The 16,923-nt window shown below is 70.3% G+C and carries 13 protein-coding genes; 4 read left to right on the top strand and 9 right to left on the bottom strand.

Annotated elements, in window-relative coordinates:
- Positions 1-32 precede the first annotated feature (32 nt).
- Complete coding sequence (locus OHA10_RS30240; protein WP_371402152.1) at positions 33-1,214, top strand: heavy-metal-associated domain-containing protein; 1,182 nt, start codon at positions 33-35, stop codon at positions 1,212-1,214.
- Position 1,215: 1 nt separating this feature from the next.
- On the opposite strand, the gene OHA10_RS30245 is transcribed toward OHA10_RS30240, so the two are convergent.
- A complete protein-coding gene (locus tag OHA10_RS30245) occupies positions 1,216-3,366 on the bottom strand; it encodes a heavy metal translocating P-type ATPase (protein WP_371408010.1) in 2,151 nt (716 codons plus the stop codon).
- A 47-nt stretch (positions 3,367-3,413) separates the two neighbouring features.
- Entirely contained in the window at positions 3,414-5,387 is a 1,974-nt protein-coding gene (locus OHA10_RS30250; protein ID WP_371402153.1) for a cytochrome c oxidase assembly protein, read from the bottom strand.
- Between the two features lie 113 nt (positions 5,388-5,500).
- Here OHA10_RS30250 and OHA10_RS30255 point away from each other — a divergent pair, with 113 nt between their 5' ends.
- A complete protein-coding gene (locus OHA10_RS30255) occupies positions 5,501-6,013 on the top strand; it encodes a DUF5134 domain-containing protein (protein ID WP_371402154.1) in 513 nt (170 codons plus the stop codon).
- A 6-nt stretch (positions 6,014-6,019) separates the two neighbouring features.
- Here OHA10_RS30255 and OHA10_RS30260 read toward each other — a convergent pair whose 3' ends face one another.
- The gene (locus OHA10_RS30260; RefSeq protein WP_371402155.1) at positions 6,020-7,354 is read right to left on the bottom strand and encodes an NAD(P)/FAD-dependent oxidoreductase; all 1,335 of its coding nucleotides are present in this window, start codon (positions 7,352-7,354) and stop codon (positions 6,020-6,022) included.
- A 159-nt stretch (positions 7,355-7,513) separates the two neighbouring features.
- Between OHA10_RS30260 and OHA10_RS30265 the strand changes: the two genes are divergently transcribed.
- Together OHA10_RS30265 and OHA10_RS30270 are read left to right on the top strand one after the other, a co-directional pair.
- Positions 7,514-8,983 (top strand): MFS transporter, encoded by a 1,470-nt coding sequence (locus OHA10_RS30265; RefSeq protein ID WP_371402156.1) that lies wholly within the window; start codon positions 7,514-7,516, stop codon positions 8,981-8,983.
- A 13-nt stretch (positions 8,984-8,996) separates the two neighbouring features.
- Positions 8,997-9,734, top strand: coding sequence for an SDR family oxidoreductase (locus OHA10_RS30270; RefSeq protein WP_371402157.1), 738 nt, complete (start codon positions 8,997-8,999; stop codon positions 9,732-9,734).
- Here the strand turns inward: OHA10_RS30270 and OHA10_RS30275 are convergent.
- The 6 genes from OHA10_RS30275 to ureB all read right to left on the bottom strand — a co-directional run bounded on the left by OHA10_RS30275 (position 9,731) and on the right by ureB (position 16,917).
- Entirely contained in the window at positions 9,731-12,550 is a 2,820-nt protein-coding gene (locus OHA10_RS30275; protein ID WP_371402158.1) for an AAA family ATPase, read from the bottom strand. The genes OHA10_RS30270 and OHA10_RS30275 overlap by 4 nt on opposite strands.
- 99 nt (positions 12,551-12,649) lie before the next feature.
- Positions 12,650-13,321 (bottom strand): urease accessory protein UreD, encoded by a 672-nt coding sequence (locus tag OHA10_RS30280; RefSeq protein ID WP_371402159.1) that lies wholly within the window; start codon positions 13,319-13,321, stop codon positions 12,650-12,652.
- Positions 13,305-14,048: an urease accessory protein UreG gene (gene ureG, locus OHA10_RS30285; protein WP_371402160.1), complete on the bottom strand. Its 744-nt coding sequence runs from the start codon at positions 14,046-14,048 to the stop codon at positions 13,305-13,307. The genes OHA10_RS30280 and ureG overlap by 17 nt, the downstream gene beginning before the upstream one ends.
- Positions 14,041-14,859 carry an urease accessory protein UreF gene (locus OHA10_RS30290; RefSeq protein WP_371402161.1) on the bottom strand — a complete coding sequence of 273 codons (819 nt, stop codon included), beginning with the start codon at positions 14,857-14,859 and terminating at the stop codon, positions 14,041-14,043. Before OHA10_RS30290 ends, ureG begins: the two co-directional genes overlap by 8 nt.
- On the bottom strand, positions 14,859-16,562 hold the full coding sequence (locus tag OHA10_RS30295; RefSeq protein WP_371402162.1) for an urease subunit alpha: 1,704 nt from the start codon (positions 16,560-16,562) through the stop codon (positions 14,859-14,861). Before OHA10_RS30295 ends, OHA10_RS30290 begins: the two co-directional genes overlap by 1 nt.
- Positions 16,555-16,917, bottom strand: coding sequence for an urease subunit beta (ureB, locus tag OHA10_RS30300; RefSeq protein WP_371402163.1), 363 nt, complete (start codon positions 16,915-16,917; stop codon positions 16,555-16,557). The genes OHA10_RS30295 and ureB overlap by 8 nt, the downstream gene beginning before the upstream one ends.
- Positions 16,918-16,923 lie beyond the last annotated feature (6 nt).

The raw sequence follows: 16,923 nt of genomic DNA on the forward strand, positions 1-16,923 counted from the left end.
GCGTGGGTGACGGGTCGCCGGGGAGGTCGCGGATGGCGGGACTGCCGGGTGGCCGTTATGACCGCGCGGCCGCGGCCCGGGTGCTCGCCTCGACCGCGGGGTCTACTGCGCTCGAAGCTGCATTCGAAGAGGTGAGTCTCGGCGGCGCGCGGCGGGTTGCGCCCGAGGTCGAGCCGCTCGACGGCGAGCTGACTGCGCAGCAGTTGGAGTACGTGCATCGCCGGATGCGGCCGTGTCCGCCTGCCTTGGTCGTGGGTGCCGCCGCGAAGGTCAGTTGGCGGGACAGCGGCGGCGTCGCGAATGTGGCTCATTGCGGTCCGCTCGGACCTGTCGTGCCGGTGGTCGCGCGGGAGGCGACGCTGGCCATCTGGCGGGCGCTCGCGGCTCGCGATGGTGTGGCGTTGACCGATGACGAGCGCGCGGTGATGGACGCGACCACGACGGACAAGGATCCGGTGGAGATCCTGCGGGTCGGGATCGATACGACCTCGCGGGCGCTGGTGCAGCACGCCTACCTTGCGGACCAGACGCCGTACCGGAATGCCGCCGACTTCGCGCGCGGGCTGCGGGACTCGGGGATCTTCTCGGTGGTGGCGAACACCTGGTTCTGGGGGCTGCAGTCGTCGACGTTCCGGCGCGGGATGATCCCGGTGCGGCTCGTGACGCAGGACGACGGGACCGTGCGGTACGCCGCGGAGACGGTCGACGTACTGCGGGAGATGAAGCAGACGGCGATCGCGGACGCGCACGAGACGTTGCGCCGGGCAACGGTCGAGGAAGGGCTGACCGTCGAGGAGGCGTTGCGGAAGTACGACGTACTGCTCGGGGAGATCTCGCGGCAGTACGCGTTGCTGCCGGCGGGGGAGCAGCCCCGGTGCCTGGCCAACATGTCCGTGGACGGGGTCCGGTTGCTGCCCGGGGTTGTCGACACGTTCGTCGAGACGTTCGTTCGGTTGCTGGAGTTGGTGGAGCTCGAGTCGGTGGAGATTGAGGAGGCCGGTGTGAACGCTGCGGACGAGGTTTTCGAGGTACCGGACATGACGTGTTCGCACTGCACGAGCACGATCACCGGTGTGCTGGAGGCGCTCGGGGTCCGGGTCGCGGGGATCGACCTGGACACGAAGGAGGTCGTCGCGGCGTTCCCGTCCGACGAGGTCCGCGCGCAGAGCTTCGAGGCGATCCGGGGGCGCGGATACACCGTCGTACCGCGCTGAGTCAGTCGTCGTCGGGCTCGGTGCCGAAGTCGCGGAGCCGGAGGCTGTTGTAGGTGACGAAGAGCGAGGACAGACTCATCGCGGCGGCGGCGATCAGTGGGTTGAGCAGGCCGGCGGCGGCGACCGGTACGGCGGCGAGGTTGTAGCCGAACGCCCAGATCAGGTTGCGGTGGATGGTCTGGCGGGTACGGCGGGCGAGCGCGATCGCGTCCGGGATCACGCCGAGGTCCTCGCGGACGATGATGATGTCGGCAGACTTGAGCGCGATGTCGGTCCCGGTGACGACGGCCAGGCCGAGGTCGGCGGTGGCGAGCGCGGCGGCGTCGTTGATCCCGTCCCCGACCATCGCCACCCGATGCCCGTCGGCTCGGAGTTGCTCGATCACGGCTGCTTTGTCCGCCGGCAGCACGCCCGCACGAACATCCTCGATCCCCAACGACTCGGCCACCGAGCGCGCGACGGGCTCGCTGTCCCCCGTGAGGAGGATGGTCCGCAGCCCTTGCCCATGAAGCCCCTCGACCGCAACAGCCGCCGTCGGCCGCAGCCGATCCGCCAGCGCGAACGCGCCCGCCGGCCGCCCATCCATCCCCACGTAGACGACCGACGCAGCACCCACGCCCGCCGGCATCCGCCCGCCGCCCACGCCGTCTTCTGCCGGGACGGTGATGCCCTCGGACTCCAGGAGGGTGAGGTTTCCTACTACTACGTGGTGGCCGTCGACGACGCCGACCGCGCCTTGGCCGGGGCGGACCTCGAAGTCGGTGACCGGTCGGGGTGTGATGCCGTCGGCGGCGGCCCGGCGTTCTACGGCACGGGCGATGGGGTGTTCGGAGTTCTGTTCGACGGAGACGACGTAGCGGAGCAGGTCGGGGTCGATTTGGTCCACGACGAGCTCGCCGGTCGTCAGCGTCCCGGTCTTGTCGAGGACGATCGTGTCGATCACGCCGCTCGCCTCGAGCGCGTCCTGACCCTTGATCAGGATTCCGAGCGTCGCACCGCGGCCGATGCCGACCATCAGCGCGGTCGGCGTGGCCAGCCCGAGCGCACACGGACACGCGATCACCAGCACCGCGATGCCAGTACCCATCGCCTGCTGGAACGGCGCACCGGAGACGATCCACCCGACGGTGACAGCGATCGCGAGCGCGATGACAGCCGGAACGAACCACGCGATGATCCGGTCGACCGTGTGCTGAATGCGGGCCTTGCGCTCCTGCGCCTGCTCAGCCACGGCGGCCATCTGCGCGAGCTGCGTATGCGCGCCGACTGCCGTCGCAGTCAGCACCAGTCGCCCATCCGTGCTGATCGTCCCGCCGATCACGGAATCACCGGACCGCACACTCCGCGGCAACGGCTCCCCGGTGACAACGCTCGTGTCGACGGCTGCCGCACCCTCCAGCACAGTCCCGTCGACAGGCACGATCTCGCCCGCCTTGACGATGACGACCTCGCCCTTGACGACCTGCCCGGTCGGTACGTCGATCTCCGCGCCGTCCCGCAGTACTCGCGCTGTCGGCGTAGCCAACCGGCTGAGCGCGCCGAACACATCAGCAGCACGCCGCCGCGACCGCGTCTCGAAGTACCGCCCGGCCAGCTGGAACACGGTCATGCCCGCAGCGACGTCGAGGTACAACGCCCCGGTGTTCGATGCCCCGCGCAACAGAACCGACACCGCGGCCCACCCGAACGACACCGCGATGCCGAGCGACACCAGCGTGTCCATGCTCACTGCACGATGTCGCAGATTCCGGACCGTGGCGCGATGGAACGGATACGCCGCCCAGGTGACAACAGGCAGTGCGACGAGCAGCGAGACGATCTCCCAACCGGGAAAGCGCAGCGACGGCACGAAGGCCAGGACGATCGTCGCATCCATCAACGGAACCGCGAGCAGGATCGCGACGATCAGCCGACGCCGCAGGGCCGTCACCCGCTTGATGGTCAGCTGCTCGGCGAGCTCGTCCGCGGATTCGGGATCGCGCACGGTCGCGTCGTAGCCGGCCTTGTCGACCGCGGTGGTCGCGCGGTCGGCGAGATCCGGTCCGGTCCCGGTGACGATCGCGCGTTCGGTGGCGTAGTTGACGCTTGCCGTGACCCCGTCGAGTTTGTTCAGAGCCCGCTCGACCCGGTTGGCGCAGGCTGCACACGTCATCCCGCCGACCAGCAGTTCGACGGAGTTCGTGTCGGTCGAGGTGAGCGTCACCGGGTCTCCTTCGTACGGTCCGCAAGGCGTTCGAGCATCGCGTTGTAGGCGTCGTACGAATCGTCGAGGCCGCTGTCGAGATGGCGATCGATGCGCTTGGCAAGCTTGCCGTCCTGGACCGCCCACTGCAGTGCGAGTACGACGACGACGATCAGCAGCGGGATCTCACCACCGGCCCAGGCGATACCGCCGGCCGTGTGCTGCGTCGCGGCCAGGTCGACCTTCCACGGCAGCTCGAGGTGCTGGTAGAACGAGTCGCCGATGATCGCGCCGCCGGACATCAGGATCACGCCGAAGAACGCATGGAACGGCATCGCCGCGAACAGGAACCCGAGCTTCGCCAGCGACGGGAGCTTCCGCGGTGTCTGGTCGACCCCGATGACGAGCCCGAAGTACAGACAGCCGACCAGCAGGAAATGGGCGTTCATCAGTTGATGGGCCCAGTGGAACTTCATCAGCGTGCCGAAGGCGTTGGTGAAGTACAGGCCGTAGTACGAACCGATGTAGATGCCGAAGACAAGCAACGGGTGGTAGAGCGCCTTGAGCGGCCGGGAGTGGAGGACGGCGACGATCCACTCGTGCGGCCCGGGCTGTGCGTCCTTGGCCGCGGCGGGCAGGGCTTTGAGCGCGAGCGTGAGCGGTCCGCCGAGGACGAGCGGGATCGGGATCAGCATGCTCAACGCCATGTGCATGGCCATGTGGACGGCGAAGCTCGGGCCGGAGTACTTCCCGAGGCCGGAGCTGGTCACCACGACGATCAGCACCCAGCCGACGGTCCACGCGATGGTGCGGCCGACCGGCCACGGCTCGCCGTGACGGCGGAGCCGGATGACGCCGGCGAGATAGGCGGTGATCGCTGCGACGGCGGCGGTCACGAACAGCAGGTTCGGACGCCACTGGCTCACCAGCGTCGCGAACCCCGGCGGCTTGGCGAGGTCGAAGCCGAAGAAGATCTGGTTGATCGACGTCGGCACGAAGAACTGGGGCGGGGGAATCCGGGTCATCGCGATGCCGCAGGCAACGAACACCGCTGTGCCGGTGGTGAGGAGCACGGCGCCGAGCGGCAGTTTGCTGCGGGCAACGGAGTACAGGCCGACGGCAACCAGTCCGAGCGCTGCCAACCGGGCCAGCGTGAGCCAGCCGGTCGACGAGGCGAACGGCGACGAGCCGGCCATCTTGAACCAGAGCAGGACGGCCTCGGTGACGATGAGGACGCCGGCGCCGACGCCCGCGATGCTGCGCCAATGGATGCGGTCGAGGGCGCGGTTCCGGCGGGCGGTGGCGAGTCTGAGCGTCTGGACGACGGCCAGGCCGAGGAGGAGTTGCGCGGCGACGGTCTGGTAGACGGCCGAGTCGCCGGCGAAGTCGTGTCGCGGGCCGACCAGGACCTGGCCTACGACGACCGGGGCGAGCGAGCCGGCGAGGGCCGCCCAGAGCGCGATCAGGTACGCGACCCAGCGCACGGTCGTCAGGCTCGTGACGAGCACCACGATCGCGGTCAGACAGGTGACCATCCAGGCCCGGCCGAAGTCGCCGGAGAACATCGCGAACCAGAGCGCGCTCGGACTGGCGATCTTGCCCAGTGACAGGCCGTTCGAGTCGGCCGAGTCGAACGCGATCAGCAGACCGGAGCTGAGCACCCAGACCGCGGCGGCCCGGCGTACGACGATCGGCTCGAACCACTCGGCGATCTCCAGCTGCCGCCGGGAGCCCGATTCGCGCACCGGTCGCGCCTTGCCCGCGACGAGCGCCGACGCCAGCGCGCCGACGGTCACCAGCGAGGACAGGTCGGCCACCGCGCGGACGAAGGTGGTGATCAGCCCGGTCGCCTGGCCGGGGTAGTCGCGGGCGATCGGCAGGTAGCTCGCCGAGCCCATCCGTGCGGTGGTGACCAGCGAGACAGCGATCACGAGTACGCCCAGCAGGACGACGTACCCGATCAGCCACCGCCGGTGGCGCGTCGTACCCACGTCACTCCTGATCGATTGGTTGCCACAACCCCCAACTGGTGAATACGAGCGAGTTGGGGGAACAGTTCCCAGGAGTGGAACTTCTTTGCGGCGAGTGGAGTTAGAGGGGCGTGGTGACTGGAGCCTGGACGATTGTCCTGACCGCGGTCTTCGCTGCGACAGGTCTGTACGGCGTTTGGCGGCTGAGCACGAGGCGCTGGCAGGGGATCGAGACTGTCGTCGACGTCAGCCATGTGCTGATGAGCCCGGCCATGCTCGTGATGTTGTGGTGGCCGATGGCCGCGACCGGCCAGTGGGCGCAGATGGCGGTCTTCAGCGGGCTGGCGGTCGTCTTCTTCCACCACCTGTCCGGCTTGGAGTCCGTCGCCGAACGCGCCGGCGCGATGGCTCACGCCGGGATGAACCTCGGCATGGTCTGGATGCTCGCCGCGATGCCCCGGCTGATGTCCGGCGAGGCCTGGACCACCATGCTCAGCTGGTCCGCGGTAGGACTCCTGGTCATCACGGCCGGCTGGTGGCTCGTCCACGCTGCCCGCACCCCCGGCCACCGAACCCTCTGCGGCTGCCACGGCCTCTCCTGCGCAGGCATGGCCACCATGCTGGCGCTCATGACTCCCGCCCTCTGACCTACGTCACTCGTTGGCAAGCTGGCGGAGGGCTTGGAGGACGGCCTCCGAGAAGGTCGGGAAGGGCTGGATGACGTCGAGCAGGACGGGGATCGGGATCTGGGCCCGGATGGCGAGGGTCACCTGCTGGAGCCACTCGCCGGCTTCGGGGCCGACCGCGTAGGCACCGGTGACGACCGTTCCGTCAGAGACGAGCGTGAGGAAGCCGGGCTGGGTGTCGTAGGAGCGCAGGTACGTCGCAGTGCGCGGGACGCCGGACAGCTGGATCGTGCTGGTGTACGGCCCCTCGGCGTCACCGACCGACGCGGCCTGCGGGTAGCTGTACACGACCCGCGGCACGGCCCGGTAGTCCGCGGTCCGGGGTTTGCCGAGGATGTTGCTCGCGGCAACGCGGCCCTGGTATTCGCCGACATGAGTCAGCTGCCACAGGCCCGTGACGTCGCCGATCGCCCACAGGTTGGGTCCGGCCGACAGCTTGTCGTCGACCGCGATACCGCGCGGATTCGCGACGATGCCGACGGTCTCCAGCCCGATGTTGTCGACCCGCGGCCGGCGTCCGGTCGCGATCAGGACGCGGTCGCCCTCCACATGGGTCCCGTCGCTCAGTTCGATCACGTACGTCGACCCGTCGAGGCGGACGCGCTCCGCGCCGGTACCCGTCCGTACGTTGACCTTGTCGGCCGTCAGCGCGACCGCGATCGCCTCGCCGATCGCCTGCGGTTCGCGAGGCATCAGGTGGTCGTCGCGCTCGATGAGCGTCACGGCCGAACCCATCCGTGCCAGCGCCTGACTCATCTCGACGCCCGTCGCGCCGCCGCCGAGCACGAGCAGCCGCTCCGGTACGTCGACCAGCCCGGTGACGTCCCGGTTCGTCCACACACCGGGCAGCTCTCGCAGTCCCGGGACGGGCGGAATGACCGGATCGGCGCCGCACGCGATCACTATGTGTTCGGCGGTATGCGTCCGGTCGTCCACCGCGACGGTGTGCGGACCCGCGAGGCGCCCGTGGCCACGCAGTACGTCGAGGCCGACGCTCTTGGCCCACGACACCGCGCCGGCGTCGTCGTAGTTCGACACCATGAAGTCGCGCCACCCGAGAGCGGCGCGGACGCCGAGCGAACCGGTCACGGCCTCCCGCGCGCCGGGCGCGTCGAGAGCCTCGGCCAGCGCTTCGCCGGGGCGTAGCAGGGTCTTCGACGGGATGCAGGCCCAATAGGAGCACTCGCCACCGAGCAGCTCGCGCTCGACGACGGCCACGCTCGCACCGCCCTTGGTCAGCGCCGCGGCACAGTGCTCACCCGGAGCACCGGCTCCGAGGACGATCACGTCGTACTCACTCATCAGCTTCGGGCTCCCTTCGAACCGGCGGATCCAGGCTCGCGCGAACCGACTGCCGACCGGGCCAGGGAGTGTCCCTGGTCTCGCGCGACCAGGGACCGTCCCGGTGGCGCAACCGGGACCGCCGGTCCGATCGTGGAGCAGACACGCCTGGGAGGTCGGATGAGTGAGCCTGCGGTGACCGGCGCGGGACTGGTCGCGTTGCGGGGGAGGGCCGGCACTTTGCTGGTCACCGCGACGGTGCTGGCGTCGACGGTCGGGTTCATCGACGCGTACATGATCAACGTTGCGATCCCGGCGATCGGCCGCGACCTGGAGATCGGTGTGAGCGAGCTCCAGTGGGTGCTGACCGGGTACCTCGTCACCGTCGCGTCGCTGCTCCTGCTGGCCGGTGCGCTCGCCGACCACTTCGGCTGGCGGCGCATCCTGGTCGCCGGTCTGATCGTCATGCTGATCGCGTCGCTGTGCTGCGCCGCGGCCCCGAACGGCGGCGCCCTGATCGCGGCGCGCGTCGTGCAAGGAGCCGGCGGCGCGCTCGTCGTACCGAGCAGTCTGTCGTTGCTCAACGGAACCCTGCAGGTGGCGGACCGCGCCAAGGGCATCGGTGTCTGGGCCGGCATCTCGACCCTCGGCACGACGCTCGGCCCGTATGGCGGCGGCTGGTTGATCGACCACGGTTCCTGGCGGTACGTGTTCCTCCTGAACGTCCCGCTGATCGCGGTCGCGTTGTGGGTACTGAGCGGCGTACCGGAGGTCGCGCGCGAACACCGTCCGCTGTCGGTGGACGTCGTGGGTGCGCTCCTGGCCGTCGTCGGACTGGGCGGTGTGATCTACGCGCTCATAGCCGGGCCGGCATCGGGCTGGGTGAGCGCACCCGTCCTGGTGTCCGGCATCGTCGGGGTGGCCTGTCTGGTCGCGTTGATCCCGGTGGAGCAGCGGCAGGCGGCGCCGATGCTGCGTACGGCGCTGTTCCGGATCCGCCAGTTCGTTGCGATCAACGCCGCGACCCTGCTGTTCTACGGCGCTCTGTCGGCGGCGAGCTATCTCGTCGTACTGCAATGCCAGCTGCGGCTGGGCTACAGCGCGACCGAGGCCGGCGCGGCACTGATTCCGGAGTCGGCGGTCTTCCTGCTGGTCTCGCCGTTCATCGGCGGTCTGGTCGCGCGGGTCGGCACCCGCTGGCCGATGGCGATCGGCATCCTGATCGTGGCCGGCGGGTTCGCGTGGCTGTCCGCGGCGCAGCCGGGCCAGAGCTACGTATCGGCGATCCTGCCTGGCGCGCTGTTGTGGGGCCTCGGCATCGGGCTGACGGTCGCGCCGCTGACGGCCGGCGTACTGGCTGCCGTTGACGACGCGGATCTCGGGGAGGCATCGGCGATCAACGATGCCGCGTCGCGGGTCGGGGGCGTGGTTCTGATCGCGCTGGTTCCCGTGTTGCTCGGTGTCGGCGGGTCGAACGAGCTCGCCGGGCCGTTGGCGAACAGGTACCGGACGGCGATGCTCGTGATGGCGGCCCTGAGCGTTGTCGCCGCGGTGATCACGATCGCGTTCGTCGCATCCGGTCGCCCGGCGGCCACCCGGCTGCCGGCGACACCTCGCGTGCACGGTTGCGCAGTACCGGTATCGAGCTGAATGAGGAGAGCAGATGGCTGAGTCAAGGACGAGTCTGGCCGGACAGGTCGTCGTCGTGATGGGCGGCAGCGCGGGTATCGGGCTGGAGACCGCCAGGTTGGCGCGCGAGGACGGCGCCCGGGTCGTCATCACCGGGCGGGATCGTGAGCGGCTCGAGAAGGCGGCCGTCGAGGTCGGCGCCGAGAGTGCGCTGACGCTGGACCTGGATGATTCGGCGGACGTCGAGCGGGTGTTCGGCGAGCTGCCCGAGCAGCTCGACCACATCCTGGTGGGTGGGAGCGGTCCGTTCTACGCGCCGCTGGCCGAGCTCGACCTGGAGCGGGCGGAGCGGTTCATCAATCAGCATCTGGTCGGCTCGTTGCGGATCGCGCGGTTGTGCGTCGGCAGGGTTCGTCCGGGTGGTTCGCTGACGTTCATCAGCGGTACGGGTGCCCGGCGGCCGGGAGTCGGGCTGATGCTCGCTGCGATCGGTACGGCGGCGCAGTCCGCGATCGTCGCGAACGCGGCGGTCGAGATCGCCCCGATCCGGGTGAACACGGTCGCCGCCGGCTTCGTCGACACCCCGCTGTCGGCGCGGCTGCTCGGGGATCAGCTCGAGGAGCGCCGGGCGGGGCTGCGAGCCGCGCTGCCGATTCGGCGGGTCGTCGGGCCGGAGGACGTGGCGGCGCTGGTCGTCCACCTGATGACCAACACCGCGCTGACCGGCGCGACGTACGACGTCGACGGGGGCCAGCAGCTGATCCCGGGCTAGCCCGCTTCGGGGAACGCGTCGCGGAGCTGGCGGCGGGAGCTGATCGAGAGCTTGTCGAAGATCTTCCGGAGATGCCATTCGACCGTGCGCGGACTGAGGAACAGCCGGGTGCCGACTTCGGGATTGGACAGGCCGTCGCGGACGAGCAGCGCGATCTGGCGTTCCTGCGGAGTCAGCTCGTCGCCGGCAGTCGAGGCCGTCGCCCGTCGGCGTACCGTCTCGCCGGTCGCCTGCAGCTCGCGGCGCGCTCGGTCGGCGAACGCGGTCATGCCGATCTCGGAGAACATCTCGTACGCGGTGCGCAGCTCGGTCCGGGCGTCGCCGCGGCGGGTTTGGCGACGCAGCCATTCGCCGTACAGCAGGTGGGAGCGGGCCAGGTCCGGACGGAGTCGGGTGCCGTTGAGTTGCTCGATCGCTTCGCGGTACGCCTTCTCCGCCGCGGCGCCCTTGTGCACGAGCCCTCGAGCGCGTGCCTCGAGACCGAGTCCCCAGGGCTCGTCGGTCCCGCGCGTCTTGTCCTGGAGGCGGGCGAGGGCGTCGGCCGCCGCTTGCAGGTGTCCGCTGTGTACGGCGGCTTCGATCTGCTCGCTCAGCGCCCATGCGGACATGAACAGCTCCGGTGTGTCCTCGGCGGCGAGAGTTGCCCAGGGCAACGCTTCGTCGTGGTGGCCGAGCCCGTTCAGTACGACGGACTTCGCCCAGCGCGCGTACTGCGCCGCCGTGCCCTGACCCTCGGCCGTCGTCTTCGCGATGGTGTCGTCGATCAACGGGAACGCGTCGTCCGGGCGGCCCTGGAGCGCGGTCAGCACGAGCGCGCCGTACGGGCCGATGTGGGTGCCGGTCGCCTCGCGTACGGCGTCGGCCTCGGCGCGGAGCGAGGTCGCTTCGGCGAAGTCGCCCGCCATCGCGTACACCTGTCCGAGGACGTTGACACCGACCGCGAGCACGGCGAGCGCACCGGCACGTCGCGCTGTCTCCACCTGCCTGATGGACGCGGCCAGACAAGCCTCGAAGTCCCACGCAGTCGCGGCCGCCGCAGTAGCCAGCCAGCCCCAGCGCAGGATCTCCTCAGCCGAAACCTCCCCGTCCCCGAACGCCGTCGCAGCTTGCTTGAGCAACGGCACAGCCCGCTCCCGTCCCTCCGCGAACAACAACGCAAACCCGTCCAGCAACACATCAGAACTCCGCGCCGCCGGGCCCGGCCGGGGCGAGTCCGGGACGGGCGATTCCTCCGCCCCAGGTGGTGGCTCGGGGCGCGGGGCTGCCATCGCGGCCTCGGAGACCTCGCGGAGTCCCGTGCCTGCTGCCAACTGGCCGGCGAACAGTGCGGCGCTCCAGGCGTCGAGGTAGGTGTCTCGGGCCAGGCGGGCGTCGAGAGGCTCGAGGGTCCGGGCGGCACGCAGCAGCAGGCCCGGGGCGTCGCGGCCGCGTTGCTGTGCGAAGGCCGCCTCGGCGCGGAGCAAGTCGATCCGCGCACGCCCGAGATCGTCGAGCTGACCCGCCTCCGCCGTCGCCAGCAACTCCCATGCGGTCCGGAACGCACCGGCCTGCACGCTCGCCTGCGCCCCGGCGAGTGCGCGCTCAGTACGGCGTACCGGATCCCGCGTCAGCGCGACCGCCCGCTGCAGGCACGCCGCAGCCGCCGCGAACCCGCCTCGGGCCTGCGCCCGATCCGCAGACCGCTCCAACTCCACAGCCACCGCCTCGTCCGGCCCGGTCGCAGCCGCCGCCAGATGCCAAGCCCGCCGATCCGGATCGGTCGCCGAGTCCGTCGCCCCGGCCAGCGCCAGATGTACGGCGCGACGCTCCGTCGCGGACGCCGACCCGTACAGGGCCGACCGCACCAGCGGATGGCGGAACGTCACCCGCTCACCGAGCCGCAACAGACCGTCGATGTCCGCGAACGCGGCATCGATCCCTAGCTGATCGGCGGCCCGCCGTACCAGCACCGGATCGCCCACCGGCTCGGCCGCGGCGACCAGCAGGAGCTGCCGCGTCGGAGGCGGCAGCGCATCGGCCTGCCGCAGAAAGCTCTGCTCGATCCGCCCCGGCAGTCCCTGTCCGCCCAGCAGTCCGAACCCGGCCGCCAACTGGGTCGCCGTCAGCCCACGCGGCAACTGCAGCAACGCGAGCGGATTCCCACCGGTCTCGGCCACAATCCGATCGCGGATCGGAGCGTCCAGCAAGAACTCGACCGCCGACCCCAGCAACGCGCGCGCCTCGTCTTCCGGCAGCCCGTCGACCTCCAGCTCCGCGAGGCCGTTCAGCTCGACGCCGACCTCGCGCGCGCCGAACAGCAGACCCACCGCCTCGTTGCCGATCCGGCGGGCGACGAATCCGAGCGTCTGAGCGGTCGCCGTGTCGAGCCACTGCGCGTCATCGACGACAACCAGCACCGGCTGCTCCGCGGCCAGGTCCGAGATCAGGCTCAATACGGCGAGCCCGACCATGAACCGGTCCGGCGCAGGCCCGGGAGCAAGCCCGAACACGGTCGCGAGCGCCCGCTGCTGCGGCTCCGGAATCCGATCCATCCGGTCGAGCAGCGGCATACACAGCTGATGCAGAGCGGCGAACACCAGCTCCATCTCCGACTGGACCCCGACCGCGCGCAGCAGCCGCAGGTCGTGAGCGGAGTCGGTGGCGTAGTGCAGCAGCGCGCTCTTTCCGACGCCGGCCTCGCCCCGGACGACGAGGACCTGGCTGCCGCCTTTGCGGACGTCGGCGAGTAGCTGGTCGAGTACGGCGCGTTCGGCCCGGCGCCCGAGCAGCGCCGAGGCCTGGGGTCGTCCCGCCTCTGCTCCGCCTTCGTGCTCCACCGTCCTCCGGCCCCCTCCAGCGGTGAGACCACGGCGAACTTCCGGAACGCCGCAGTTGCCGAACCGATCCAGATTAAAACGATCGAGCTCTGCTGACCATCACACAGACGTTCGGATGAGTTCACTCTGGTGCTGCTCCTGGAGCAGCTGCCGGGCGATCGATCCGGGACCTTCGAGCTGGAGCGTGTGCGCCGCGTCGGGGAGGCGGGAACCCAGAGTGGTCACGGTGTCGAGGCAACGGGCCGGGCCGAGGATCGCCCAGCCGGTGCGGGTCTCGGGAGAGAGATCGAGATCTTCGGCGAGGAGGAGGTCGTCGTCGAGCCAGGCACGGGTCGCCGTACGGAGCGTTCCGCCGACCTCGCCGTACCGTCCGAGGACGAGCGACTCGCGCAACCGGGCGGTGGAGCTGCGGGCGAGGTGTGCCGTGGTCGTTCGGGTGACGTCGGCGCCTGCGGAGACGACGAAGGGTTCGGCGTACCACTGGAGGCTGGCACCGCCGGTCAGCCGGATGTCGACGTCCCAGCGGGCGGAGCCTCCGCGCATGGCATATGCGACAGTGCCGGCGGTCTCGACGATCTCGACCTGCACGGGACCCTCGGCGACCACCTCGATGCGTACTTCGTCGCCGGCGAGCAGCAGCGCGCCTGCGGCGACGAGGGCGACGCGGACGACGCCGGGCGGGCCGGGCAGGCGGCGGGGCGACAGGTGGCCGGTCGTCAGCAGGCAGCGGTCGCGGACCGGGTCGGCGGTGACGTCAATGCGTGTGGACATGGGTGATCACGGCGCCGTCCTCGCCGATGTGGGAGTGCGGAGCCATCGGGCCGGGGTCGACGGGCGTGTGGTCGCCGGTGCGTACGACGTTCGTCATGGCGCGGACCCATTCCCTGAGCCTGGCGATCGAGGCCGGATCCTTGCGGGAGAGCGCCAGGACCGTCTTCCCGTCGCGGGCGGCCTCGGCGTCCTTCACCATTCGGTCGACGTCCACCTCGACGTACGGCGCCAGGTCGGTCTTGTTGACGACCAGCAGATCCGCCCGCGCGATCCCCGGTCCGCCCTTGCGAGCGACGTCGCCGCCGCCGGCGACATCGAGGACGAAGATCTGTGCGTCGACCAGGGCCGGGGAGAAGGTCGCGGTCAGGTTGTCGCCGCCGGACTCGACGAGGACAACGTCCAGCGGGGCGAAGTCGCGCTCGAGGTCCTCGACCGCGATCAGGTTCGGGGTGACGTCGTCGCGGATCGCGGTGTGCGGACAGGCGCCGGTCTCGACGGCGCGGATCCGGTCCGGATCGAGGACGCCGGCGGAGCGCAGCAGGCGGGCGTCCTCGTCGGTGTAGATGTCGTTGGTGATCACGCCCAGGCGGAGTTCGTCGGCGAGCTCGCGGCAGATGGTCGCGATCAGTGAGCTCTTGCCGGTGCCGACCGGGCCGGCGACACCCAGCCGGAAGGAGCGGGTCTCAGGCGTGTCAGGCGTGTCAGGCGTGTCAGGCGCGTCAGGCATGGAACAACCTCATTCTCTCGGTCGCGTGGTTCTGCGCGTGGATGTCGATCAGCGGCGCGGCGTTGGCGGGGATCTTGTCGACGTCGGTCAGCGGCGCGACGTCGGCGACGAGCTCCTCGATGTCGTCGTGCAGGGTTGCGAGCCAGGTGGCGGCGTCGGCGGGGTCGACCGGGAGCAGCTTCAACGAGGCGGAGACGACCGTCTGCACGTCGTCGTACGCAACAACCCGCGCGAGCTGCTCCGCGCTCAGCCCGGCGACCGCCGCGATCACACCGAGCACAATCGGACGCGGAACCTCGCCGTCGACCGGCAGGTGCCCCGCAACGCCGGGCCAAACGCGCCCGGCAAGCCGGAGCAACAACCGCCCCTGGCGCCGCACCGCCGCCCGCACCACTTGACTCGAAGTCCGAGCCGCCCATGCCTGCTCAACCACCACCAACCCCGCCGCCGTCCGCCCACCCGGCTTGCCTAGCTCAGCCCGCTCGCCGTCGAGTCGTGAAATGGGGTCGTGGTTGGGCGACCACAGTTCACGACTCGGCGAGGCGGGCTCCGACCAATCCCCACGACTCGGCGGCGGTTCGGCGGATGAGCCGGTGAGGATGACATCGCGGGTGACGACCGCGACGGCGGCGTCGACGCGGGTGACTGTGCGCAAGCGGTCTCGGGCGTATGCCGTGACGTCGGACAACTGCTTGCCATCGGCACCTAACCCGGCGCGGACGGCGGGCTCGAGGCCGGCCGACTGGGTGTGGCCGCCGGTCGGCAGTCGCCCGTCGGCGAGCATCAGCGCGACCAACTCCGCCGTACCCATCAGAACATCGCGTACAACTGGGCCAGCGGCAGCACCTCCGCCGGGGACGGTTCGACCAGGTCTCCGTCGACCTCGATCGCGAATGTCTCCGGGTCGATCTCGATGCTCGGCAACGCACTGTTGTTCTTCATGTCGGCCTTGCCGATCTCGCGCGTCGGCCGTACGCCGAGGAGCCGCCGGCGCAACCCCAGTCGATCGGCGAGCCCGTCCTCGAGCGCCGCGGGGGAGACGAACGTGTACGAGAGGTCCGCGCCGATCGCGTCCCCGAACGCCGGCCGCATCAGCACCGGCTGCGGTGTCGGGATCGACGCGTTCGGGTCGCCGAGCGCGGCCCACGCGATCGCGCCGCCCTTGATCACCAGGCTCGGACGGACGCCGAAGTACCGCGGATCCCACAGCGTGAGGTCCGCGAGCTTGCCGGGCTCCACCGAGCCGACCTCGTGATCGATGCCGTGGGCAACCGCTGGGTTGATCGTGTACTTCGCGACGTACCGGCGTACCCGCTCGTTGTCGGCCGGAAGGTCGCCGGCCGGCGCGCCGCGGCGGTGCTTCATCACGTGCGCGACCTGCCAGGTCCGGGTGATGACCTCGCCGATCCGGCCCATCGCCTGCGCGTCGGACGAGGTGATCGACAGCGCGCCGAGGTCGTGCAGGATGTCCTCGGCCGCGATCGTGGTGGCCCGGATCCGCGATTCCGCGAACGCCAGGTCCTCGGGCACGTCCGGGCTGAGGTGGTGGCAGACCATCAGCATGTCGAGGTGCTCGGCGACGGTGTTCACGGTGTGCGGCAGGGTCGGGTTCGTCGACCCCGGGATCACGTGCGGGTACGACGCGATCGAGAGAATGTCCGGTGCATGGCCGCCGCCCGCACCTTCGACATGGAACGCGTGGATCGACCGGCCGGCGATCGCGCCGAGCGTCGACTCGACGTACCCGGCCTCGTTCAGGCTGTCCGCGTGCAGCGCGACCTGCAGGCCCCAGTCGTCCGCGGCCCGCAAGGCGGCGTCGATCGCAGCCGGGGTCGAGCCCCAGTCCTCGTGCACCTTGTAGCCGGCCGCACCCGCGAGCGCCTGCTCGGCGAGGGCTTCCGCGCTCACTGTGTTTCCCTTGCCGAGCAGGAGGATGTTGAGCGGTACGGCGTCGAGCGCGCGATGCATCTGCTCCAGGTGCCAGGCGCCGGGGGTGACCGTGGTCGCCTTGGAACCCTCGCTCGGCCCGGTCCCGCCGCCGACGATCGTGGTGATCCCGGTCGCCAGGGCTTCGTGCAGTTGCGACGGGGAGAGCAGGTGGACGTGCGAGTCGATCGCGCCGGCGGTGAGGATGCGGCCCTCGCCGGCGATCACGTCGGTCGACGGACCGATGCGGAGGTCGGGGTGTACGCCGTCCGCGATGTCCGGGTTCCCGGCGCGGCCGAGGGCGACGATCCGGCCGTCGCGGATCCCGACATCGGCCCGCACGATGCCCCACCAGTCCACGACCAGCACGTTGCTGATCACGGTGTCCGGCGCCCCGTCGGCCCGCGTCGCCGTACCCTGCGCCATCGACTCCCGAATCGACTTCCCGCCCCCGAACACGACCTCCTCACCGCCCACGGTGAGGTCCTCCTCCACCTCCACCCAGAGGTCGGTGTCGGCCAACCGCACCTGATCCCCGACGGTAGGCCCGTAGAGCGCGGCGTAGGCAGCCCGCGAGATCTCAACCACGGTTCTTCACCTGGATCCCCGGCACGCGGCGATTGCCTCTCAACGCCACCAGGTCCACCTCGCGGGATGCTCCGGGCTCGAATCGCTGCGAGGTCCCGGAGGGGATGTCGAGCCGGAACCCACGCGCGGCCTCCCGGTCGAAGGCGAGCGCGGCGTTGGCATCCGGCAGATGCAGGTGCGAGCCGATCTGGATCGGCCGGTCACCGGTGTTCACGATCACCAGCCGCAGGCGCTCAGCGTCGGTGCGGTCGGCGTTCAGGCGGATCGTGCCCGGCGCGACGCGAATTGCACCAGGTGCGACCGAGTGAGCCGCCGCCCCCTGTCCTTCCGTGCTAAGTCTATCGGCGTCAGCCATGGAATC

Origin of the sequence: Kribbella sp. NBC_00662 (assembly GCF_041430295.1) — a bacterium.
Lineage (GTDB): Bacteria > Actinomycetota > Actinomycetes > Propionibacteriales > Kribbellaceae > Kribbella.

What these genes read in the sequence shown, in the direction of transcription:
- ureG (WP_371402160.1), bottom strand. Translation starts at nt 14,048, where the DNA reads ATGCCTGACGCGCCTGACACGCCTGACACGCCTGACACGCCTGAGACC.
- OHA10_RS30280 (WP_371402159.1), bottom strand. Translation starts at nt 13,321, where the DNA reads ATGTCCACACGCATTGACGTCACCGCCGACCCGGTCCGCGACCGCTGC.
- OHA10_RS30245 (WP_371408010.1), bottom strand. Translation starts at nt 3,366, where the DNA reads ATGACGTGTGCAGCCTGCGCCAACCGGGTCGAGCGGGCTCTGAACAAA.
- OHA10_RS30260 (WP_371402155.1), bottom strand. Translation starts at nt 7,354, where the DNA reads ATGAGTGAGTACGACGTGATCGTCCTCGGAGCCGGTGCTCCGGGTGAG.
- OHA10_RS30270 (WP_371402157.1), top strand. Translation starts at nt 8,997, where the DNA reads ATGGCTGAGTCAAGGACGAGTCTGGCCGGACAGGTCGTCGTCGTGATG.
- OHA10_RS30290 (WP_371402161.1), bottom strand. Translation starts at nt 14,859, where the DNA reads ATGGGTACGGCGGAGTTGGTCGCGCTGATGCTCGCCGACGGGCGACTG.
- OHA10_RS30240 (WP_371402152.1), top strand. Translation starts at nt 33, where the DNA reads ATGGCGGGACTGCCGGGTGGCCGTTATGACCGCGCGGCCGCGGCCCGG.
- OHA10_RS30265 (WP_371402156.1), top strand. Translation starts at nt 7,514, where the DNA reads ATGAGTGAGCCTGCGGTGACCGGCGCGGGACTGGTCGCGTTGCGGGGG.
- ureB (WP_371402163.1), bottom strand. Translation starts at nt 16,917, where the DNA reads ATGGCTGACGCCGATAGACTTAGCACGGAAGGACAGGGGGCGGCGGCT.